Origin of the sequence: Frondihabitans sp. 762G35, assembly GCF_002074055.1 — a bacterium.
Taxonomy (GTDB): Bacteria; Actinomycetota; Actinomycetes; order Actinomycetales; family Microbacteriaceae; genus Frondihabitans.
In genome coordinates, this window is the sequence record NZ_CP014619.1 from 3,008,678 (window position 1) to 3,027,101 (window position 18,424).

General features: G+C 65.5%; 20 protein-coding genes, 1 tRNA gene and 2 pseudogenes. 11 read left to right on the forward strand and 12 right to left on the reverse strand.

Annotation, left to right across the window (positions count from 1 at the left end; genetic code table 11):
- Positions 1 to 2 precede the first annotated feature (2 nt).
- On the reverse strand, positions 3 to 614 hold the full coding sequence (gene dcd / locus AS850_RS14215) for a dCTP deaminase (protein WP_119869708.1): 612 nt from the start codon (positions 612 to 614) through the stop codon (positions 3 to 5).
- Between the two features lie 62 nt (positions 615 to 676).
- On the reverse strand, positions 677 to 1,093 hold the full coding sequence (locus AS850_RS14220) for a DMP19 family protein (protein ID WP_164088467.1): 417 nt from the start codon (positions 1,091 to 1,093) through the stop codon (positions 677 to 679).
- Positions 1,094 to 1,195: 102 nt separating this feature from the next.
- Between AS850_RS14220 and AS850_RS14225 the strand changes: the two genes are divergently transcribed.
- Positions 1,196 to 2,263 (forward strand): NAD(P)H-quinone oxidoreductase, encoded by a 1,068-nt coding sequence (locus tag AS850_RS14225; RefSeq protein WP_119869710.1) that lies wholly within the window; start codon positions 1,196 to 1,198, stop codon positions 2,261 to 2,263.
- A gap of 81 nt (positions 2,264 to 2,344) precedes the next feature.
- Here the strand turns inward: AS850_RS14225 and AS850_RS14230 are convergent, their stop codons facing one another.
- Genes AS850_RS14230 through AS850_RS14250 form a run of 5 tightly spaced genes read right to left on the reverse strand, consistent with a single transcriptional unit; the run spans position 2,345 to position 4,611 of the window.
- A complete protein-coding gene (locus AS850_RS14230) occupies positions 2,345 to 2,953 on the reverse strand; it encodes a hypothetical protein (protein ID WP_119869711.1) in 609 nt (202 codons plus the stop codon).
- Entirely contained in the window at positions 2,950 to 3,591 is a 642-nt protein-coding gene (locus tag AS850_RS14235; RefSeq protein ID WP_119869712.1) for a DUF6286 domain-containing protein, read from the reverse strand. Before AS850_RS14235 ends, AS850_RS14230 begins: the two co-directional genes overlap by 4 nt.
- Positions 3,588 to 3,944, reverse strand: coding sequence for a hypothetical protein (locus tag AS850_RS14240; RefSeq protein WP_119869713.1), 357 nt, complete (start codon positions 3,942 to 3,944; stop codon positions 3,588 to 3,590). The genes AS850_RS14235 and AS850_RS14240 overlap by 4 nt, the downstream gene beginning before the upstream one ends.
- Positions 3,941 to 4,132 carry a DUF2273 domain-containing protein gene (locus AS850_RS14245; RefSeq protein WP_119869714.1) on the reverse strand — a complete coding sequence of 64 codons (192 nt, stop codon included), beginning with the start codon at positions 4,130 to 4,132 and terminating at the stop codon, positions 3,941 to 3,943. Before AS850_RS14245 ends, AS850_RS14240 begins: the two co-directional genes overlap by 4 nt.
- Positions 4,129 to 4,611: an Asp23/Gls24 family envelope stress response protein gene (locus AS850_RS14250; RefSeq protein ID WP_119869715.1), complete on the reverse strand. Its 483-nt coding sequence runs from the start codon at positions 4,609 to 4,611 to the stop codon at positions 4,129 to 4,131. Before AS850_RS14250 ends, AS850_RS14245 begins: the two co-directional genes overlap by 4 nt.
- Positions 4,612 to 4,762: 151 nt before the next feature.
- On the opposite strand from AS850_RS14250, the gene AS850_RS14255 reads away from it, so the two are divergent.
- The 7 genes from AS850_RS14255 to AS850_RS14280 all read left to right on the forward strand — a co-directional run bounded on the left by AS850_RS14255 (position 4,763) and on the right by AS850_RS14280 (position 11,749).
- Positions 4,763 to 5,374, forward strand: coding sequence for an RNA polymerase sigma factor (locus tag AS850_RS14255; RefSeq protein ID WP_236940741.1), 612 nt, complete (start codon positions 4,763 to 4,765; stop codon positions 5,372 to 5,374).
- A complete protein-coding gene (locus tag AS850_RS14260; RefSeq protein WP_119869717.1) occupies positions 5,371 to 5,940 on the forward strand; it encodes an Asp23/Gls24 family envelope stress response protein in 570 nt (189 codons plus the stop codon). Before AS850_RS14255 ends, AS850_RS14260 begins: the two co-directional genes overlap by 4 nt.
- Positions 5,937 to 6,332: a hypothetical protein gene (locus tag AS850_RS14265; RefSeq protein WP_119869718.1), complete on the forward strand. Its 396-nt coding sequence runs from the start codon at positions 5,937 to 5,939 to the stop codon at positions 6,330 to 6,332. Before AS850_RS14260 ends, AS850_RS14265 begins: the two co-directional genes overlap by 4 nt.
- Before the next feature lie 42 nt (positions 6,333 to 6,374).
- A tRNA-Gly gene (locus AS850_RS14270) sits at positions 6,375 to 6,448 on the forward strand.
- Positions 6,449 to 7,624: 1,176 nt separating this feature from the next.
- Positions 7,625 to 8,065, forward strand: coding sequence for a toll/interleukin-1 receptor domain-containing protein (locus AS850_RS16850; RefSeq protein ID WP_236940742.1), 441 nt, complete (start codon positions 7,625 to 7,627; stop codon positions 8,063 to 8,065).
- A 1,060-nt stretch (positions 8,066 to 9,125) separates the two neighbouring features.
- Positions 9,126 to 10,340 (forward strand): hypothetical protein, encoded by a 1,215-nt coding sequence (locus AS850_RS16330; RefSeq protein WP_123955533.1) that lies wholly within the window; start codon positions 9,126 to 9,128, stop codon positions 10,338 to 10,340.
- A 44-nt stretch (positions 10,341 to 10,384) separates the two neighbouring features.
- Complete coding sequence (locus tag AS850_RS14280; protein WP_123955534.1) at positions 10,385 to 11,749, forward strand: hypothetical protein; 1,365 nt, start codon at positions 10,385 to 10,387, stop codon at positions 11,747 to 11,749.
- A 97-nt stretch (positions 11,750 to 11,846) separates the two neighbouring features.
- Here the strand turns inward: AS850_RS14280 and AS850_RS16855 are convergent, their stop codons facing one another.
- From AS850_RS16855 to AS850_RS14295, 4 genes and pseudogenes are all read right to left on the reverse strand, one after another.
- The gene (locus tag AS850_RS16855) at positions 11,847 to 12,437 is read right to left on the reverse strand and encodes a hypothetical protein (RefSeq protein ID WP_236940743.1); all 591 of its coding nucleotides are present in this window, start codon (positions 12,435 to 12,437) and stop codon (positions 11,847 to 11,849) included.
- 310 nt (positions 12,438 to 12,747) lie between these two features.
- Positions 12,748 to 12,864 (reverse strand): annotated as a pseudogene (locus AS850_RS17075) (ImmA/IrrE family metallo-endopeptidase); the annotation flags it as partial.
- The gene (locus AS850_RS17080; protein WP_442856890.1) at positions 12,821 to 13,414 is read right to left on the reverse strand and encodes an ArdC family protein; all 594 of its coding nucleotides are present in this window, start codon (positions 13,412 to 13,414) and stop codon (positions 12,821 to 12,823) included. The pseudogene AS850_RS17075 and the gene AS850_RS17080, both read right to left, overlap by 44 nt.
- A 522-nt stretch (positions 13,415 to 13,936) precedes the next feature.
- Entirely contained in the window at positions 13,937 to 14,125 is a 189-nt protein-coding gene (locus AS850_RS14295; protein ID WP_123955536.1) for a hypothetical protein, read from the reverse strand.
- 846 nt (positions 14,126 to 14,971) lie between these two features.
- On the opposite strand from AS850_RS14295, the gene AS850_RS16335 reads away from it, so the two are divergent.
- Positions 14,972 to 15,172, forward strand: coding sequence for a hypothetical protein (locus tag AS850_RS16335; RefSeq protein ID WP_123955537.1), 201 nt, complete (start codon positions 14,972 to 14,974; stop codon positions 15,170 to 15,172).
- Here AS850_RS16335 and AS850_RS14300 read toward each other — a convergent pair.
- A complete protein-coding gene (locus AS850_RS14300) occupies positions 15,169 to 15,498 on the reverse strand; it encodes a hypothetical protein (RefSeq protein ID WP_123955538.1) in 330 nt (109 codons plus the stop codon). The two genes, AS850_RS16335 and AS850_RS14300, sit on opposite strands and share 4 nt — an antisense overlap.
- A gap of 724 nt (positions 15,499 to 16,222) precedes the next feature.
- Between AS850_RS14300 and AS850_RS16340 the strand changes: the two genes are divergently transcribed.
- Both AS850_RS16340 and AS850_RS14305 read left to right on the forward strand, forming a co-directional pair.
- Complete coding sequence (locus tag AS850_RS16340; protein WP_123955539.1) at positions 16,223 to 17,356, forward strand: hypothetical protein; 1,134 nt, start codon at positions 16,223 to 16,225, stop codon at positions 17,354 to 17,356.
- 409 nt (positions 17,357 to 17,765) lie between these two features.
- Positions 17,766 to 18,093, forward strand: a pseudogene (locus AS850_RS14305) (recombinase family protein); the annotation flags it as partial.
- Positions 18,094 to 18,424 lie beyond the last annotated feature (331 nt).

Here is an 18,424-nt window from a genome sequence, read left to right on the forward strand (position 1 = left end):
GGTCAGCCCCGGGCCTCCTGCGCGGAGGACGGAGCCGCCCCCGTGTCGGTGCGCACGAAATTCTGGAACGAGCGCGACGCCGTCGGCCCGCGCTGCCCCTGGTAGCGCGACCCGTAGATCGATGATCCGTAGGGGTTCTCGGCCGGCGACGAGAGCCGGAAGTAGCAGAGCTGCCCGATCTTCATGCCCGGCCAGAGCTTGATCGGAAGCGTCGCGACGTTGCTCAGCTCGAGGGTGACGTGGCCGGAGAAGCCGGGGTCGATGAATCCGGCCGTCGAGTGCGTGAGGAGACCCAGGCGCCCGAGCGAGCTCTTGCCCTCGAGGCGGGCGGCGATGTCGTCCGGGAGGCTGACGAGCTCGTAGGTCGAGCCGAGCACGAACTCGCCGGGGTGCAGGATGAACGGCTCATCGGGCCTGGACTCGACGAGGTGCGTCAGCTCGGGCTGGTCTTCGGCGGGGTCGATGAACGGGTACTTGTGGTTGTCGAACAGGCGGAAGAACCGGTCGAGCCGGACGTCGATGCTCGACGGCTGGATGAGGCTCGGGTCGTACGGGTCGAGCCCGATGCGGCCGAGCTCGAGTTCGGCCTTGATGTCGCGGTCGGAGAGCAGCACGCCGCCAGCCTAGTGACCTCGGGCGGGAGGTCGGCCGCGCGGGCGGGGTCAGCCGGTGGGGATCAGCCGACGGGCGCGAAGTCGTCGGGGTGGTCGCGGTAGCGCGTGGCGACGAGCGCCGTGAGCGCCGACTCCGACGGGACGAGCTCGGCGTAGCGGTCGTCGAGGGCGTCCAGGCGTTCGTCGACCTCGTCGGCCGTGGGCGCGTCGTCGTCTTCATCGTCGGGCACCACGTCCAGGTCGCTCGCCTCCAGGACGAGATCGCGGACGGCGAGCGCGCCGAAGAACTCGAAGCCCTCCGCGCCCTCCTCGAGGTCGCTGCGCGTGAGGGTCTTGAGGGCGTCCTCGAAGCCGCTGCTGGACACCTCGGCGTGCACCCGCAGGAGCGCGGAGAGGGCCTGGTCGCCCGCCTCCGGGGCGTCGCCGCCCGCTCGCAGCTCGGCGCGGTCCCAGATGGCTTCTTCGATGTCGGTGCTCACCCGAGCATCCTGGCACCGACCGGCGCCCGCGGCCAGCGCGCGGGGGCGGCCGGGCGCGCCGCACGCTGGGGCCGTCACCGGCGGCGGGTGCACTATCGAGGGATGCGCGCAATCACCATCCCCCAGCCCGGCGGCCCCGAGGCCCTCGTCCTCGCCGACATCGCGGAGCCCGTCGTGGGCCCGAACGACGTCCTCATCGAGATCGCGGCGGCGGGTGTGAACCGGGCCGACATCGGCCAGCGGCAGGGCAGCTACCCGTCGCCCCCCGGATCGCCGGCGGGGCCGGGCATGGAGGTGTCCGGCACGATCGTGGGCCTCGGTTCGGCGCTGGTGGCTGCCGCTGCTGCTGCCGCGCCCGCGGACGCAGCCGACAACTCAGGCCGGGCGGGCTCCTCCCCCGCTGACGCACCCGCGTCCGACAACTCAGGCTGGGCGATCGGCGACCGCGTCTGCGCGCTGCTCGGCGGCGGCGGCTACGCGGAACGCGTCGCGGTCGACGCCGGGCTGGTCCTCCCCCAACCTGCAATGACGACACTGGTCGACGCCGCGGGCCTCCCCGAGGTCGCCGCGACCGTGTGGTCGAACGTCTTCGAGAACGGCGGCCTCCGCGAGGGGCAGACGCTGCTCGTCCACGGCGGCACGAGCGGCATCGGCACGATGGCCATCCAGCTCGGCATCGCCGTCGGAGCCCGCGTCGTCGCGACGGCCGGCTCCGCCGAGAAGGTGGCCTTCTGCGAGAGCCTCGGCGCGATCGGCGTCAACTACCGCGAGGACGACTTCGTCGCCGCGGCGAAGGCGGCGACCGACGGTCGCGGCGTCGACGTGATCCTCGACCTCGTCGGCGGCGACTACCTGGCCCGCAACATCGACGCCCTCGCCACGGCGGGCACCATCGCGGTGATCGCGAACCAAAGCGGCTCGGCGAGCACGTTCCAGCTCGGCGCGCTGATGGGCAAGCGGGGTCGGATCTGGGCGACGACGCTCCGGGCCCGCCCCCTCGCCGAGAAGGTCGCGATCATCGCCGGCGTGCGCGAGCACGTCTGGCCGCTCATCGCCGCGGGATCGGTGAGGCCGATCATCGACCGCGTGTTCCCCCTGGCCGACGCCGCCGACGCCCACCGCCGGATGGAGGGCGGCGACCACATCGGCAAGCTGCTCCTCACTCCGTAGAGCTCTGCGACGAGCAGCAGACGACGAACGCCCCCGCGATCACAGCGGGGGCGTTCATCGATCCGGTCGACGGAGAACCGGTCAGGAGACGCGGGAGTCCGCTCCGGGACGCACCGGCGACGCACCCACGACCTCGATCAAGACGGGCAGCGGCCGCTCCTCCCCAAGCAGCCGATCGAGACCGCGGACGACGCCCGAGGCGGCTTCGACGGCCGGCTGGGGCGAGGATCCTGCGGTGATGCGCAGCCGCACCTTGAGGGCGGGCGCGCGCTTGAACCGGTAGGCGGCGACGCTGACCGACGCGACGTCGCGGCGCGCGGAGAGCGCGTCGACGAGGGCGGTCTCGGCGAAGCGGGACGACACGACGATGCGGCCGGCGGGCTCGTCGGCCTCGAGGACGCGGTCGATCCGGCCGCGTCCGCGGGTGGCGGCGGCAGCGATCGCGACGATCACGACGACGAGGCAGAGGACGGCCAGCGCCCAGACGAGCCAGCTGGAGGTGACGCCGCCCACGGCGAGGGGCGTGTTCTTCAGAGCGGTCGCCTGCGCGTCGCGGGCGTTCTTCACGGCGTCGCGGACGACCGCCGTGCCGGGCAGTGCCGCGACGACCAGGCCGGCGCCGACGAGCAGCGTGATCAGCCCGGCGACGAGCAGGAAGAGGCGGTTGAGGAAGCGGTTCGAGGTGGTCATGCGCCGAGCCTTCCGGAGTTGCTGACGCGCACCTGCGGCGTCACAGCGGGACGGTACCCGATCGTGTCGAGGTCGTCGCGCGCCGCTTCGAGCACGGCGCTCTCGTCGGTGGAGGCGCCGGATGCGGGGGTGATCGTGACCTGAGCGCTGCGGCGCGAGACCCAGGCGCTGACCTGGCCGGAGGCGAGGCCTCCCGCGAGGCGGGCGCGCCGGCTGAGCGAGGCGGCGATCACCTGGTCGTCGACGACGACGGCGACCCGGGGGTCGTCGATCGTGTGGCGTCCACGACGGCCGGGGGCCAGCGCGATCACGATGAGGACGATGCCGAGCAGTGCCGCGACGACGCCCGCTCCGATCACGATCCCGGCCTGCGAGGTCGACGCGGAGACGAGCGTCGCGAGGACGTCGGTCGGCGAGAAGAGCAGGGGCTTGAGCCCGAGCCCGGCGTAGACGGCTTCGACGCCGAGGTAGGCGGCGACGAGCGCGAGCAGGACGAGGACGACGATCGTCGCGCCCGAGCGCGACGAGTGCGTCTCGCGGCGCAGGATGCGGCGGTAGGCCGAGGCGGGGACGGGCGAGGTCGCGGCGCCGGGCCGGGGATCCTGCCGGCTGTCACCCGCGGGGGCTGTGGTGGTCATCGCACGGGGCCTGTCTTCTCGAGGCGGCTGCCGGTCACGGTCACGTCGACGCGCGAGACGGCGCGGCCGGTGATCTCGGTGACGCGGGTGGTCACGGTCTCCTGGAGGGAGCGGACGGTTCCGAGGACGCCGCCCGCGGGGACGACGACGTCGGCGGTCAACGCGGGGATGCTGAGCGGCGTCTCGACGCTGAGGGCGAGGCGGCCGTCGTCGTCACGGGCCTCGACGCGCACGTCGCGGCGCTCGACGACGAGGGTCTCCGCCACGACCGCCCCGCCGACCTTCTGGAGGACCCGCGGGGCGATGCTGACGTGACCGGGGATGACGGGGCCGGTCGTGGCGGCGGTGGTCACGAGGAGGAGCGCCGTCCGCGGAGGACGTCGGTCAGGCTGGCGACGTCGAGCTTGCCGGAGGCGATGCGCCCCACGAGGGCGCCGAGGGCGATGAAGACGGCGACGAGGATGAAGGCCCAGAAGCCGAAGGCCACCGCGACGACGCCGAGGACGGCGCCGACGGCGATGCCGGTCGTGGTGGCGGTCACTGGACGCGGCTCTCGGTGACGGCCTCGTCGCTGTCGTCCTCGCCGGGGATGTGGACGTCGTTGATGGCGACGTTGACCTCGGCGACCTCCATGCCCACGAGCTGCGTGATGGCCTGCGAGACGGCCGTGCGGACCTGCTCGGCGACGGCGTGCATCGGGGTCGGGTACTCGACGACGATGGTGACGTCGGCGGCGACCTGGGTCTCGCCCACCTCGACGCGGACGCCCTGGGTGAGGTCGGTGTTGCCGATCACGTCGCGGATCGCGCCGAACGCGCGAGCGGCTCCGCCACCGAGGGCGTAGACGCCGGGGACCTCGCGGGCAGCAATGCCGGCGACCTTGGAGACGACGCTGTCGGCGATGACGGTCTTGCCGGGAGCGGCGGCGGTCGTGGGCGTCGTCACGGTGGTGACGGGTGTCACGACCTTGTCGACGCGGCCGGCCGAGGCCGGCTTCGGGGTGCTCTTGCTGTCGGCCATGGGCTGCTCCTTCTCGTGCTGCGGGGTCGAGACGCCGGATGCTCGGCGCGCTCTGGGGATGGGACGGATCGAGTCGCCGAAACGTCACGCGGTTCGGGAAACTATTTTGGGGGGCACGCGAAATCCTGCGGAACAGGGTTCAATCGGAGTCGTGAACGTCACGGAACGACCCCTCGAAGACGAAGCGGCCCCCGGCCCCGCTCCTTCGCGGCTCGACACGGCGTCCGACGGCCTGCTCGCGAGACGGGCGGCGGACGGCGACGAGTACGCGTTCGAGGTCCTGCTGCGCCGGCACCTGTCGCTCATGACGGCGTACGCGACGCGCCTGACGTCGTCGCGGGCCGACGCCTACGACGCCGTGCAGGAGGCGTCGATCGCCATCTGGCGCGAGCTGCCGACCCTCACCACGCCGGATGCGGTGCGCGGCTGGATGATGCGCATCGTCTCCCGGAAGGCGTTCGACCTGATCCGCTCGCGCAAGCCGTCGTCCGACATCGACGACGAGGCGGTCGCCGCGGTGCTCCCCGTCTCCGACGTCGACGACCCGGCGCGCCTCGCGGGCACCTCCGACGCGATGGTCGGGCTGCGGGCCGCGCTCGACCGGTTGCCGGTGATGCAGCGGCAGGCCTGGATCCTGCGCGAGATCGGCGGGGAGTCGTACGCCCGCATCGCCGAGAACCTCGGCATCACGACCACCGCGGCCCGCGGGCAACTCGCCCGGGCCCGAGAAACCCTGACCAGAGAGATGGAGGCCTGGCGATGAGCGACCAGAGCGTGACGCTCGAGCGCCTCTCCGACTACCTCGACCGAGGCCGCTCCCCCTACGATCCGCGGATCGAGGACGACCCCGAGGTGTCCAGCCAGCTCGCGACCCTGGAGCGCCTGCGGGTGCTGTCGGGGCAGCTCGTGTCCGACGAAGCTGCCGCGATTCCCGCTCCCGACCCGGGCTGGCTGAGCGGTGTGATGGACAGGGTCCGGCAGGAGGCCCGGTCCGGCCGGGACATCCCCCTGGGGTCCGGCGACCTGCGCTACCGGCTGCACATGACCGAGGGTGCCGTGCGCGGGCTGATCCGCGAGGCCGGCGACTCGGTGCCCGGCTCCGTCGTCATCTCGTGCGCGCTGACCGGCGACGTGGAGCAGCCCGGCTCGACCGTGCGCGTCGAGGTGACGATCAGCGCCCTCCGCGGCGAGTTCGTGCCGGCGATGGCCGACGAGGTGCGCGAGGCGGTGACGCGGCGGCTCCTCGAGCAGACGGAGCTCGTCGTCGAGGCCGTCGACATCGTCGTCGGCGACATCCACCTCTTCGAGACCGAGGGAGGGGCGTCATGACCCTGCAGGATCCGGAAGAGCGCCTCGAGCGCATCGGCTCGCTCGACGCCGCGGGGCTCCGCCACCTCGCCGACGGTCTCGGCGACCTGGCGGCGTCCGTGCCCGGCGTGCTGCGCGTGCAGCCGCGCCCCGGAGTCGCCAGACTCGCCCGCCGCGTCATGGGTGGCCTCGCGGTCGCCGTGACCACCGGGGCCGGAATGCCGAGCCTCCCCGACGTCGACATCGTCGTCTCGAAGACGGAGACGCTCGTCGAGCTCGACGTCGTCGTGGACGGCGAGCACCCGGGGCCCGTCGTCGCCCGGACCGTCGCCGCGGCCCTCATCGACCGGCTGGCGCTGGAGGCGCTGCCCGCCGCCTCCGTCGACGTGCGCATCGTGTCGGTGGTGTCGTAGCGGTTCGGTATGCTGGTCTGACTGCGCCCTCGGGCGCGGTTCGCGAGTGTAGTTCAATGGTAGAACTCCAGCTTCCCAAGCTGGTAGCGCGGGTTCGATTCCCGTCACTCGCTCCACTCTTCGTCGGGGCTGGCTGTCGTTTCTCAAGGTAAGTGAGACTCGTCTCGCCGTACTTGAAACTTTTGACTGGATGGCGCGGCATTTGCCGCTATTCGGGAGCATATGGCGAAGGCCCTTGGGATGATCGCCGCTCACAATGTCGATCTCCCAAAGATGCGGCAGCCGTGCTGTAGGCCTGGGCTCGTCCGATCAATCGGGACTGTCGGATTTCTTGTCTTCGATGTCTTCCACACGCTGATCTAAAGGATCGGCAAGGCGTCCCCACTTCAGTGACGCCCCTCTGTTCCAAGCGGGAGAACGTTCGTGATTTGGGCCCACGAAAATCGAGCTGACACCGGACCTGTAACTTTCTCGCCTGAAAGGCTCATCGATCGTTGGCGGCCGTTAGAGCCACCGGCCGAAAAGCCATAAAGCCCCTACGCATAGGGGCTTTACGTGCTTCAAGCGCACCGAATGTCTCTGCAAAACCCTTCGATGCACACCAACGGAGGCGCTTTTCACGATAGACGACCCTCGGCCTCAAATCCATAGGCGCTGGCGGTGACGCCCGCCGCGGCCGAATGTACGTTTGCGGACCCACGATGCACAGACCGGTCTGAAATTTCGGAACGCAGACAGGGTGTGCATAACTCACGCTTCCACCCGGCAACACGCCCTGGGGCTGTTCATAACCTGTGTAAGGGTATGTGGATAACTACACCGGTGTAACACCACATCTAGTTATGCCTTCCGATGTCGGCCCCTAAATGTAGTATCGGGCTGCAATAGGTGACTACCTGTCGCTTCCATCCGAGAGCTGGCTGTCTCTGCAAAAGACCCACCCGCCACCTCCACCAATAGGCAAGGAAATACAGAATGAATGCACGCATGCGTCCTCTTCACCAGCTGAGGATCTACTCATGAGCGGGTGCACGGCTCCCCGTCGAGGGCATCACACGGCAAGCGGGCGCGCGAACTGCCCCGTTCATGGTGGAGGCGGCTACGGGTACCCCTCTCGCTCCTTCTACCAGCAGCCTGCCTACCGGAGTTCCTCGTCGGGCTCGAGTAGGCCTGCCGCCAGCGGTGGCGCAGGCGCCCGCGCCGCGAGGCCGTCGTGGTCGCCTTCCACGTCGACCCTGAGTTATACGCCCGACCAGGTAAAAGCACTCACGCCCTACCGCCGCCAGATCGAGATGCGCGCTGGTCAGGATTCCGTCATCCGAGACGTCTTCCTCTGCCACGCTTGGGACGACCGCCGGGGCGCCGCTACCGAGCTCAATGACCTTCTTGAAAACAAAGATGTGTCCGTCTGGTTCAGCGAGCGAGACATCATTCTGGGTCAGCCATTCATGCGGGAAATCGACAAGGGGCTGGCCAAGTCTCGGACGGGCCTCGTTCTCGTGACGCCTGCGTTCTTAAAGCGCATCGAGAACGGTGGCGTCTCCGACAAGGAGCTGTCGGCCTTGCTCGCGCGCGATCTTCTCATCCCCGTCGTCCACGGCACGACCTACGAGGAGTTGAGGGCCGTTAGCCCTCTCCTGGGATCCCGCCATGGATTCGACACGTCAGAAGATTCCTTCGAGGTGATCGCCGGAAAGGTGGCAGAAATGGTTTCCGTCGAGCTGCTGGTTTAGAGAGCCAATCTGCCAGGCAGTGGGTGCGCTGCCGGCTCTTCCAGAGTCGGCGGCACGCCCGCGGCGGTCAACGCGACAACCCGCCCGCTCCAGCTGGAGATCTCCTTCCGTACGCGCCGCCGCCAGCCCTGTACCTGGACGTCCGCAACGTCCCCGACTCAGAAGACCCACTCCTCGCCGGACCGGGACAGCGGAGCAACAGCACGCCGGAGGTGTGCCAGGATCGGCTCTCCCGGCGTCGCCGAGGCACCACGCAACAACGCCGCCCTTTGGGGCGGCGTTGTTGCGTTCGTCTAGCTATGCGGTCGCAGACAGCCGTTGAGCCACCAGGGCGAAAGATCCTTCAATCTCTTGGCGGATACGACTCTTTTGAGACTTCGTCTGTGACGACGCAGCACTCTGCCCGTTGGGGTTCACTCGCCATAGGCCGGAGTCGGCCCCATAGGGCCAGACGACTGCGACATGCTTCCGTGAGACCTGCACCACGACGTTGAAGGTCTCATATGGGTCATCAGACTCATGCCGGTAACTGACCGGCACGACCCACACGATTCGGCGCTTAAAAAAAGACCACTTATGATTCGCCTTGCGCACAAGGTCCTCGGCCAGAGCCGCGAGTATCAGGTCCCAATCTCCTTCGTAGTCGGTGCTCAACGGCCGCGCTTTCCACGCTCCCGCTGCGCGCCGACGGATTGCGTCGACGCCTTCCGGGCTTTTGCTGGTGCCCGTCCTGGCGTGACGGCTCGTCGTGGGTGCTTGGCGTTGGACACGTCCGCACCGTACTGAGCCTGAACGGCGTCGGGCTCGATGCCCTGAGCTGCCATCTGCTCCGCGTGCGCGTCGCGGCGCTCTGCGCTGTCCCAGGCTGACTCTCCGGCCGAAGGGTCCTCGTCCGGCTTACGTGCTCCAACGGACTCCTCAGAACGACTTTTGTCGGTTGGAAGCTACCGGTAGGCATCGCAGTTGGTTACGGTATCGATGCGGCGCCAGCCGCGTCACCTCACGCCGGACCCTGCACGCCGGTTGGACAGCGCACCCAACGCTCGTCAAGTGCAAACCGATGACCAACGACATGGCGGACACTGACTCGCCCTCGAATTCCCTACTCATCGTTTTTCGTATTTCTGGCCAGGGGTGGTTCACGGCTGACCTTCGCCTTCACGATCTCACCGCGAGCATCACCGCTTCTTACTTGATGGACACGTTGCCCGCCCTGCTGGCTGCCGTCCGGTCACTTTTGCGCGGCGCTTCTTCTGCAACGGCGGAATGGGCCGATGAGCCCGGCGAATTCATCTGGGCCTTCGAGCGGCAGGCCGAGCAAGTCCAGATGACCCTCCTGCACGAGAAGGAGAACGGTCAGGAACCTGATGCATTACTCAAGGTTGAGGTGACCCTGATGGAGATCGTCAGTTCGGTCACCTCGGCATGCGAAAGACTTCTGCGAGGCCTAGGTGAGGTTCAGTACTTCCGGCAATGGGGGTACCGGTTCCCGTTGGGAGATCTACGCGACACTCAACAAGTCGCAGGACTGCCAGTTCTGGAGCAGCTGCCTTCAGATCCTGAGACAACGCCCCTCGACCCGCTCCGAGCGCTCATCGCGCAGCACTGGCAAGCACTTCTCGAACGAACCGAACCGCCGGAGCAGGTGACCGCCTGGGTTGAATCTCAGGGCAGGATCGCCGAGCGAGGTAAGTCGATTCAAACGGGCCTGGGCATGCTGAACGACGTCTCCCGAACCGGCCTCGAGACAGCCGAAGCTTTCTACACGGCGTGGCAGTCGTTCTCAACCTGGGCGAAATACAAAGCCCTACGCCACGACGACGACCCACAGCTCTGGGGCTTGTTTGTTGACCGCATGTGGCTCACCTGGTTGACCCGCGAAGTGGATGAGTTCACTGCGCGCAGGGTTATCGAGTCACGTCGCCCCGGACTTTCGAAGGCTGACCTCGCCCGCATATTGCATGATCGTTCCCTGCCGGACTACGCCTTCGAATCGAGAGAGATGAAAGTGCTGAGGCCAGAAGTTGAGCGGAGGCTTTTGCCGAATACGCCATTCCCTGAGGCCCACGACTTGGGTGGGCCCCTTTTCAACTTCGGCTCGATACGGACGGAAAGGGTTGGTTACCGTGCGCGGACTCCGACACTCAGCGATCAAAGACCACCGCCATCAAGCGATCAACTCCACACAGGGCTCTCCGCGAGGCCGTCAGGACACGGCAGAAACGATCGTTTTGGAACAGCACCGGACGAAGTGCGAGCCATGACCGACAGATGATCCAACCTGCCCCTAGCCTGAGATGACCAACAAGGGGGTACCCGGTGGGGAACGAAGAAGTGGAGTCCGTCGAGATTCGAGCCGTGTCCGAGCAGCGGTTCAGAGCTCATGTGGTTTGGGCGCGCGGACCAGGATGGTTACCGCCGATCAAAGAGGTTGAGTGGCTGGAGATCGAGCCCGCACGGGTCTTCGGGACGATCTTCCTGGACCTCACCGACAAGGACCTACACAGCGCCGTCTTGGCCCCGGACCTCGCTGGGCGGTATCGCGGCGTGGACATCATCCAAGACCACGCGAGCATTCGCGAGGCCGTAGAGCGGACTGCGGTGAGCATGGCTCGTGTTCACAACGACTACGACAACGAGCGAGCACAGGGCGACCAGAAGCCTTTGGTGGACTTCTTCGCGAAGGTGGCGAAGGAGAACAAGCTGCACGAACGTTTCAAGTACCTTCGTGACAGCCTGAGTGCCATCGCAGCAAAGCGGCTGATCGAGGTCGCTATGCGCTGGTACGAGAACCAGGATGGCTCCTACATCGAGCAGTTTCAGACGACCGGCTTCGATGCGCGGGTCTGGGAACTCTATTTATGGGCCGTGCTGAGAGAGGCGGGCCACCGGGTAGAGCAGCCCAAGCCTGCGCCTGACTTCTTGGCACGAGGCATCGTTGGCGACTTCTATGTGGAAGCAACCACCTCGAACCCTCCGCCTGCCAATCAGGTGGTGCCGCTCCCCACGACCGAGGAAGACATCTTCGAGTACGTGCACAACTACCTGCCGACTCGGTTCTCGGGTCGGCTGTGGGAGAAGCTGAACAAGAAGGGGTACTGGACCCGCGAAGGCTTGGATCTGACTATCCCGTTCGTCATCGCGATCCAGGACTTCCACTATCCCCTCTCTATGACTTGGAGCCAATCGGCCCTCTACGAGTACCTCTACGGTGTGCGCATCGAAGACGTGGAGATCGAGGGCAAGATGCAACGGGTCGAAGTGCCGGTTGCTCAGATCAAGTGGGGTACGAAGGAGTTCCCTTCGGGCTTCTTCAAGCTGCCCGAATCGGAGCACGTCAGCGCTGTCGCATTCAACGCGGCTGGAACGCTGACCAAGTTCAACCGCATGGGAGTCGCGGCCGGCATGGGTGATCCGCGTGTGGCCGTGAAGCACGAGGGACGACGCTTCTCGGAAGAGAACACGGGTGTTGAGGAAGCCTTCTCGCAGATGGTTACTCTCGGCTACGAGGAGGACTGGATCGACGGCTTTACCGTCTTCCACAATCCCAATGCGCTCAATCCGCTTCCCTTCGAAGCGTTCCCAGGAGCCGCACACGTCTTTGAAGAGGACGGGCTACGAAAGCAGGTCTTCCCCGCCGGTCACCTCGTGTCGAGCACGACGGAGATCGTGTCGCACCACTAACGGCATCCGCAAACCATCGTTTTCGCCGACCCCCGTTCGTCCCGGGGTGCGCGAGGGGCTGGCCCCTCGCCCCGGCCGGGCGGCCGGGGCGGTCCTGTCAGCTCTGGGGAATGTGGCGGGTCACCTCGGCGGTGAGCTGCTGTACGGCGTGCCAGCGGGTGCGGGCCGCGTCGACGTCGGCCGCCGTGTAGTCGCCGTATCCGGCTTGGTGCTTGAAGTCCTCTTGTCCACGCTGGGCAAGGTCAACTAGCTCGGCCACCGCTTCGCGGGTGTGGGCGGTGGAGGCGACGAGCTGCACGTCGTCGGCGTCACCTTCCCAGAACAGGTCAAGGACCGCGCACCGGATCTTCTCGAGGTCAACGCCGCCCGCCCGGTCGGGGAATGACACCGTGACGGTGATGCTGTGCACGGGGGCGGCTTCGTCGAGGTCTCCCCCGGTGTCCTTGCCGAGGCTGTATTGGTACTCCCATTCGAGCCCGACGACGGGCGCGTCCTGGCAGGGGAGGGCGCGTGCGCCCTGGTGCCGGTCGTCGCCGGGGTGCGGGGCGCGGGTGCAGCTCCACGAGAACCCGTCGACGTCGTACGTCGACCCGCTGCACGTGGTTCCGGTGCTGCTGAGGTCGAGGGTGAGCGCTTCGGGGTCGAGGTCCTGGCCGAGGGTGTCGGGGCGGCTGTAGGTGAGGATCATGGTTCGTTCCCTTCTCGGGGTGGGAGGGGCGGTACGGCCGCCCTCCCTGTGCTGGTGGCTTAGGCGACGTCTTCGGCGTCGTCGGTGGCCTCGTCCTTGGGCGTAAGATTCCGGCGACCCGGTGCGCGGTGCGCAGCACCTGCGCGGCCGTGGATTTGATCAGGTCGGTATACCCGTCTGCCCACCCGGCGATGTAGCCGACGCTGTACGCGCTGGTGTCGAAACCGACGAGCCCGGCGACGACGTAGGCGACGCTCTCTGCCTCGGTCTTCATGAGCCCGCGGTGTTCGGCGTATTCAGCCATGTCCTCGGTGTGCTCCAAGAGCACGTGCGCGAGCTCGTGAATGGTCGTTTTCGCGGCCTGCTCGGGCGAGAGGTCCTTGTCAATGACGACGGTCATCGTCTCGGGGCGCGTCACGCCGTTCATGGTGCCGGGGAGACTGGAACGCTCGACGGTCCAGCCTCCCTCGGTGAGGTAGGCGCTGAGGGCGTCCGCGATGCCGTGGTCGTCGGCGCCGGTGGGCTGGGCGGTGATGGTACCGGGGTCGCCCTGCTCGGGGTCCATCAGTTCCGTCTGGCCGATATCGAACACCGACAGGATCGGGAACCGCGCGATCTTCTTTTCGACCTCGTCGCCGTTTTCGTTTTCCTCGGTCACCTTCTTGGTCGAGTACCCGAAAAATGCGGATGCCCTTCTCCCCCTTACGAACCTGACGATTAAGGCCCTGCCAGGTGCGGAACCCGGCGACGCGGGAGGCGTCTTCTCGCTGGCTGAGGATCAACAAAAGGTTGTTGATCGAGTACGCGTGGAACGCCTGCGCGAAGTCGAGAAACGCGGTCCACCGCTCGGAATCACGCAGCTGCTCGACCTGGTGTGTGATCGACTCGTGGAGGGCTTCTGCGTGCGCTTTCTTCTCCTCGATCGACTTGGCGGGCTTGCGGGCGGTGGTCTTCTTGGTGCGGGTGGTGGTGGTCATGTGCTCTTCCTCTCCCTTTCGTTTTTATGCCTGAAGGCACGAAGTGTCGAGAAGGACGGCAGGGTGGAGTGCAACCACGGAAGGGGCGGGGAGGAGAGAAGTTCGGCATGAAACAAGGGAGCGCAGCTGCCGCGGGCCGAAGTTGTCGGAGGACCGGCCGCGAAGCGGCTTGCGCGCAGCCCGGACGGACGTACGCTGCCGCAGGCTTCCGGCAAAACAACGACGGCCCGCAGGGCCAGACAGGGCAGCACCACTTCGCCACTGGGCAGCGCAGCGACCTGCCGGCGGGCCGGCCTGCTCTGAATGTCCGTCCCGAGGACGCGCAAGGCGCCGCCGATGGGCGGGCATGGAGAAGCCCCCGGGTGGGTCAAAATCCGAATCTGGGACGGTCCCGACGCCCGAGGGCTGGTGCGACCGATTGGAGGAACCAGCCGCTATCGAAACCGTACGCGGACCACGGTCGAGCGGCATCGTGCCGAGCCAATTCACCGGCCGACTTCTCCCCAACGAGTTCGGCCGCGTTTAGGCCGGCCACTCCTCCGGCTCGTCATCGTGCCGGTCGTTGAACTCTCGGATCTTCCCCTCGTGCTGGATCATCCAGGCGACGGCGGAGTTGAGGGTGTCGAAGGTGCGTAACCAGGGGCGACCACCGTTGTCGTCGCGGCAGTGTGCGTAGGCATCGAAAACGTGTCGGCCCTCGAGAGAACGCATGTTCACGTAGCCGACCGGGGTGGCCCGGTCACGGCGCACTTGCCAGGTGCCCCATGTTCCTGGAATCGGCGGGACCGCGAGCGGATGCATAGGTATCGGGCGGCGCAAGATTCTCGCGATCGCTTCACCCGACCCCTGGACACCCATGACCCGCACCGTACGGGCGACCACGGACACCCTCCGATGCCTCAAGGTCAGGTTCGACCTTGTATTGGGCACTCAGACAGGTACAAGACCCGGAAGCTATGACCATCGCCGCATCTGAGCAGGTGTCCACATTTGAGGAGCACCAAGGAGACTCAATGCTTTTCACGACGACCGACGCCGTCGATTTTGCCTGGCGGGACGTCGTAGACCGCACGAGGCAGGTTCGCCGCATCTGAACAGGTGACCGGCGAGGCCGCGTTGGCATATCACCCAGAGCCCAACGAGAGCAGCTTCGAGGATATGTCGGATGCATGGTGTATCCTATTTTGCGAAGCGGCACCGCTCAGAATGAGTAGCTGCCCGGGTAAAAGGCCAATTCGGTCAGATAACCGGGAGTCCTCCTCTCTAGCGAGTGACAGCTTTGGCAAAGGGTCGACGCCCAACGTCGACACCTCGTCGCCCGTGGATAGCTTCACGGGCAAAAGAAAAAAACGTTGATTCCGGCGCCGGCACCATCGGCTCTGGTCCAACACGGCAGTTCCGCTCCCGCTCACCGATTGCCCGGCCTCCCCACAGGCCGGATTCGACATTCGGTGAAGGGACGGAACAGCAGAGCCATCTGTGCCGATACCTGGTCGACCCGTCATCTAAGGACCGGCGTTGAACGGTGGGGAGCTCGCGCCAGTTGTTGGAGACACCTTGTCTGACCTTGCTTTCTACCTGGCGATCCTTGCACCCGTCGCGAACATGGCTACGGTGCTCGGCTTCGCGTACTTCGCCCTCGTCGCCACGGTCGCCATGGTGGCTTCGTTTTCGCGCGGCGAGCGGAGCGACAATGCATATCGCGTTTTGAAACTTCTCACCAAACGCAAACCCGAGCCGCCTGGGCCTCGTACCTAGTGTCGGTCGAAGTCCGAGATCTCCGCGATGGCGGCGCAGATGTGGCTCAGGAAGCCGACGGCCGACACCATCGAGTAGGTGACCGCGCCTCGCGGGTGCCCGACCCAGCTGTTTCGCAGATGCAGCACGTCGCGAAGGAGTTCGTCGAGCTCGGGCCGGAGGGCGTAGTCCTTCCGAAGTGTCCCGATGAGACGACTCATGCCGGCCTTGGCCGACTGGTCGACTTTAAGGCGGATCGTGAGCTCGAGAGCCTGGAGGGCTTTGTCGACCGCCAGCGCAGCGAACTCGTAGTGGATGACGGAGACCTCCATCAAGTCGGCGCTCACGTCAAGGAGGGCGACGACGTCGCTCTGGGTCGAAGACGAACGCGCGAAGTTGGAAAGCGCGTTGCGGATTGCGGGTGGAGTTGCGGGTACCGGTGGCTGCGTAGGGCTCGTTGAGACGAGCGACATGTGAGTGGTCCGCTCGTCCAGGTTGAACGTCCACGTCGTCGGATAGCGGGCCTCGTGCATCTGTTCCCTTTCGCGGTCTGTGTTTAAAGAATTTATGCCGCGACGGCGACGCAGGTCGGGCAACGTTTGACATTGCTAGTGCAGCGTCCGGCGACTGCCCAGGATTGAGATATGTTCTGGAAAACTAAAAGTTTTTCAGACGCCGCGGGCGTCTCTTCGGAGGCGACCGGCGTAGACCGCCAATGAGCGGAGGCCCTTCTTTTTTCAAATCGATCATGGCGCCGGCACCAACCCGGTCGAGGTGACTCGCAGAATCGTGCCCTACCTCAACGGGCCTGACGTGCGACACCCTGCAAACGTCTGACCCGTCGCCCTGAAACACGGCGACTTCCCTGTTGTCGTTGCCGAGCAGCGAGGAACCTGTCGCGTCAAGCCCGCGGCTAAAGCCGCTCATAATGCACAACAACGCTTCGTATGGCGCCATGAGGATGCCTCGCTAAATGCTCGCTTCAGCGTCACAGGAGTTATCCAACGTGTAGCCTGACGTGATCGCACCAGTCCATCTCCGCAGCGGCAGCAGGTGAACGTAAAGGGGCCCGTGAACCATCGGCAGCGCCAGCAACGAGCGGCACCGACAATTTCCGCTCGTCACGCAGAGCCGCTTCCGACGCGGACCAAAATACATCGCACCATCGCTGGCTTTCTTTTCCTTGCAGTCGTAGCGGTCATCGTGGCGTCAGGCATGGTGAGCTTGCGCTCATGGGCGGAAAAGCCGCCTTCGGACACGCCTTCGTTTGCTGTTTTGGCGAATGACCATGCGCCATTATTCAATAAAGAGTCAGCCCCCTCGACTCCGTTCATGCCGGCGGACGATCCCTCTATTGACTTGTATCCCAACTTTGATTCCCCAGGGCACCCGTCCCTGTCAGGACTGTTCCGCGTAAACCCGATCTATTTGCCCGACAACGATGGAAAAGCAGAAGTTGGCCTACTCCTACCCGTCAAGTCGATTCTTTCAGTCGGTAGCCCCGGACCCAACCACTCCAACTCCGCGCAGGTCACGCTACGACGCGGCGTGACTTCTGGCCTTTCGCGCGGATTGACGTGTGACAAGAGTTTGCTGAAGTTGCCGGGAGGCGTGCTCGACGTCCGCGAGACCACGAGCATCAAGTCAAGTGACTACACCTGGGACATCGATTGCAAGTCATTCGGCACTCTCATTTGGGTTCATCTGCCTAGTTCAACCCCCGGAACGCGCGGCAACATCGAGAGTGGTAACCAGCACGTCGAATCAGGCACTGCCGCTCAGGTCGGTTTTGAGCTGCCGGACTTTCCGGGGCTCACGAGGTCGCGCTTCGATTCGTGGATGTTCCAGGTGGCCGTCGCATCCGGAGCAGCGATTCCTGGAGAGCGAACAACAACCATCGAGCATCTTTTCGGCTCCTCGGCCAGCCCCGTTGTCGCGCTTCATACGAGCTCGGTCGGTACCGTTTCATCCGCGTTCCCATCTACCTACGACGTTCGCAATGTCACCTTCCTCGGGCAGCTCGCAAACATCTGGCCGGTAAAGCTTTCCGGCGAGGTCGATGATTTCACGGCGACCATCACAGTCAGTCGCTACGAGCGCTGGGGTGAAATCCTCGGTTTTTTAGGACCACTTCTTGTCGGTGCCGGCGTGACCGCTGTTCTTTCTTGGGCCTACCGTCGTCTCAGAAATCAAAGCAACTCCTAGGGGACCGGGGTCAATTGATCGACCGTGTCTAGCGCCGAAAATGGGACGGTGACCACTCGTTGAGGGCGTAAACAGCGCTTACAGCATGGAGACGCGAGCCTGCACGCCGTACTGTCGCGGTGCTTGCCGAGCGGAGGTACCGCCGGCGCCATTCTCTGTTCCACGTGCCGAAAGAGAGCCAGGTGACATTGACTGACGGCTGGGTCGAAATGCTCTCGCGTAAGACCGCGTCTCGAAAAACTAAGGATTTACGAGACGTCTCACGCGCCCACCAATGGTCAGTGACGATCGAGGCCACTCCCCCACATCTGATGCAAATCGTCGAACGGCATTGATGTCTCGGAATGTTGTCTCACAAGTTTTCGTCGTGTCGGCCTGTTTCTAGGGGTTTCTGAGACGTGACGATTGGATGAGGCTTCTCGGCTTCACCCACATCAGCGCCACCAACCAAGACCCCCAAGTTCAGATCGATTCACTCTTCTCTCAGGGGTCCAAAAACGCGACATTTTCTCCGACGTCACCTCGGGCAGGAAAAACGCCGCCGACCGGCCCGGGATGCGGCACCTGCTCGAGCACGCCACCGACGGAGACACCCTCGTCGTGAGGCGCATCGACCGACTGGCCGCTCCCTCCTCGACGTCCTGAACACGGTGTCGGGACTTTGTGACCGAGGCATCCAGGTGCGCCCCATTTCTGACGGCATCGACCCGGCCACCGCGACCTGGCGACTGATGTTGTAGAGCTCTACGAGGAGGCACGACGTGTCGTGGAGGTGTCGCGACGAGCTGGGGCAGGGCTTGCTCGTGCCACGCTTGAATTGCTCGTCAAGGACGTCGATCCCGATGCATCCAAGAACCTTCGCTTGGACCAATGGATGGGGAGACTCATCCCGAGTGTCTCCACGTAGTTGGGCGGCATGCTTTCGGTCATCCGCCACGTCGGGAATCAGTCGCTGCACGTGGGCGCAGAGGCTGACCCAGCGACGCTTCCGATGACACGCGACCCAGATACCGCTCCTTCCAGGTAGTGGTTGTGCAGCATCAGAGTCTTCAGCAAGATGGCGGATCG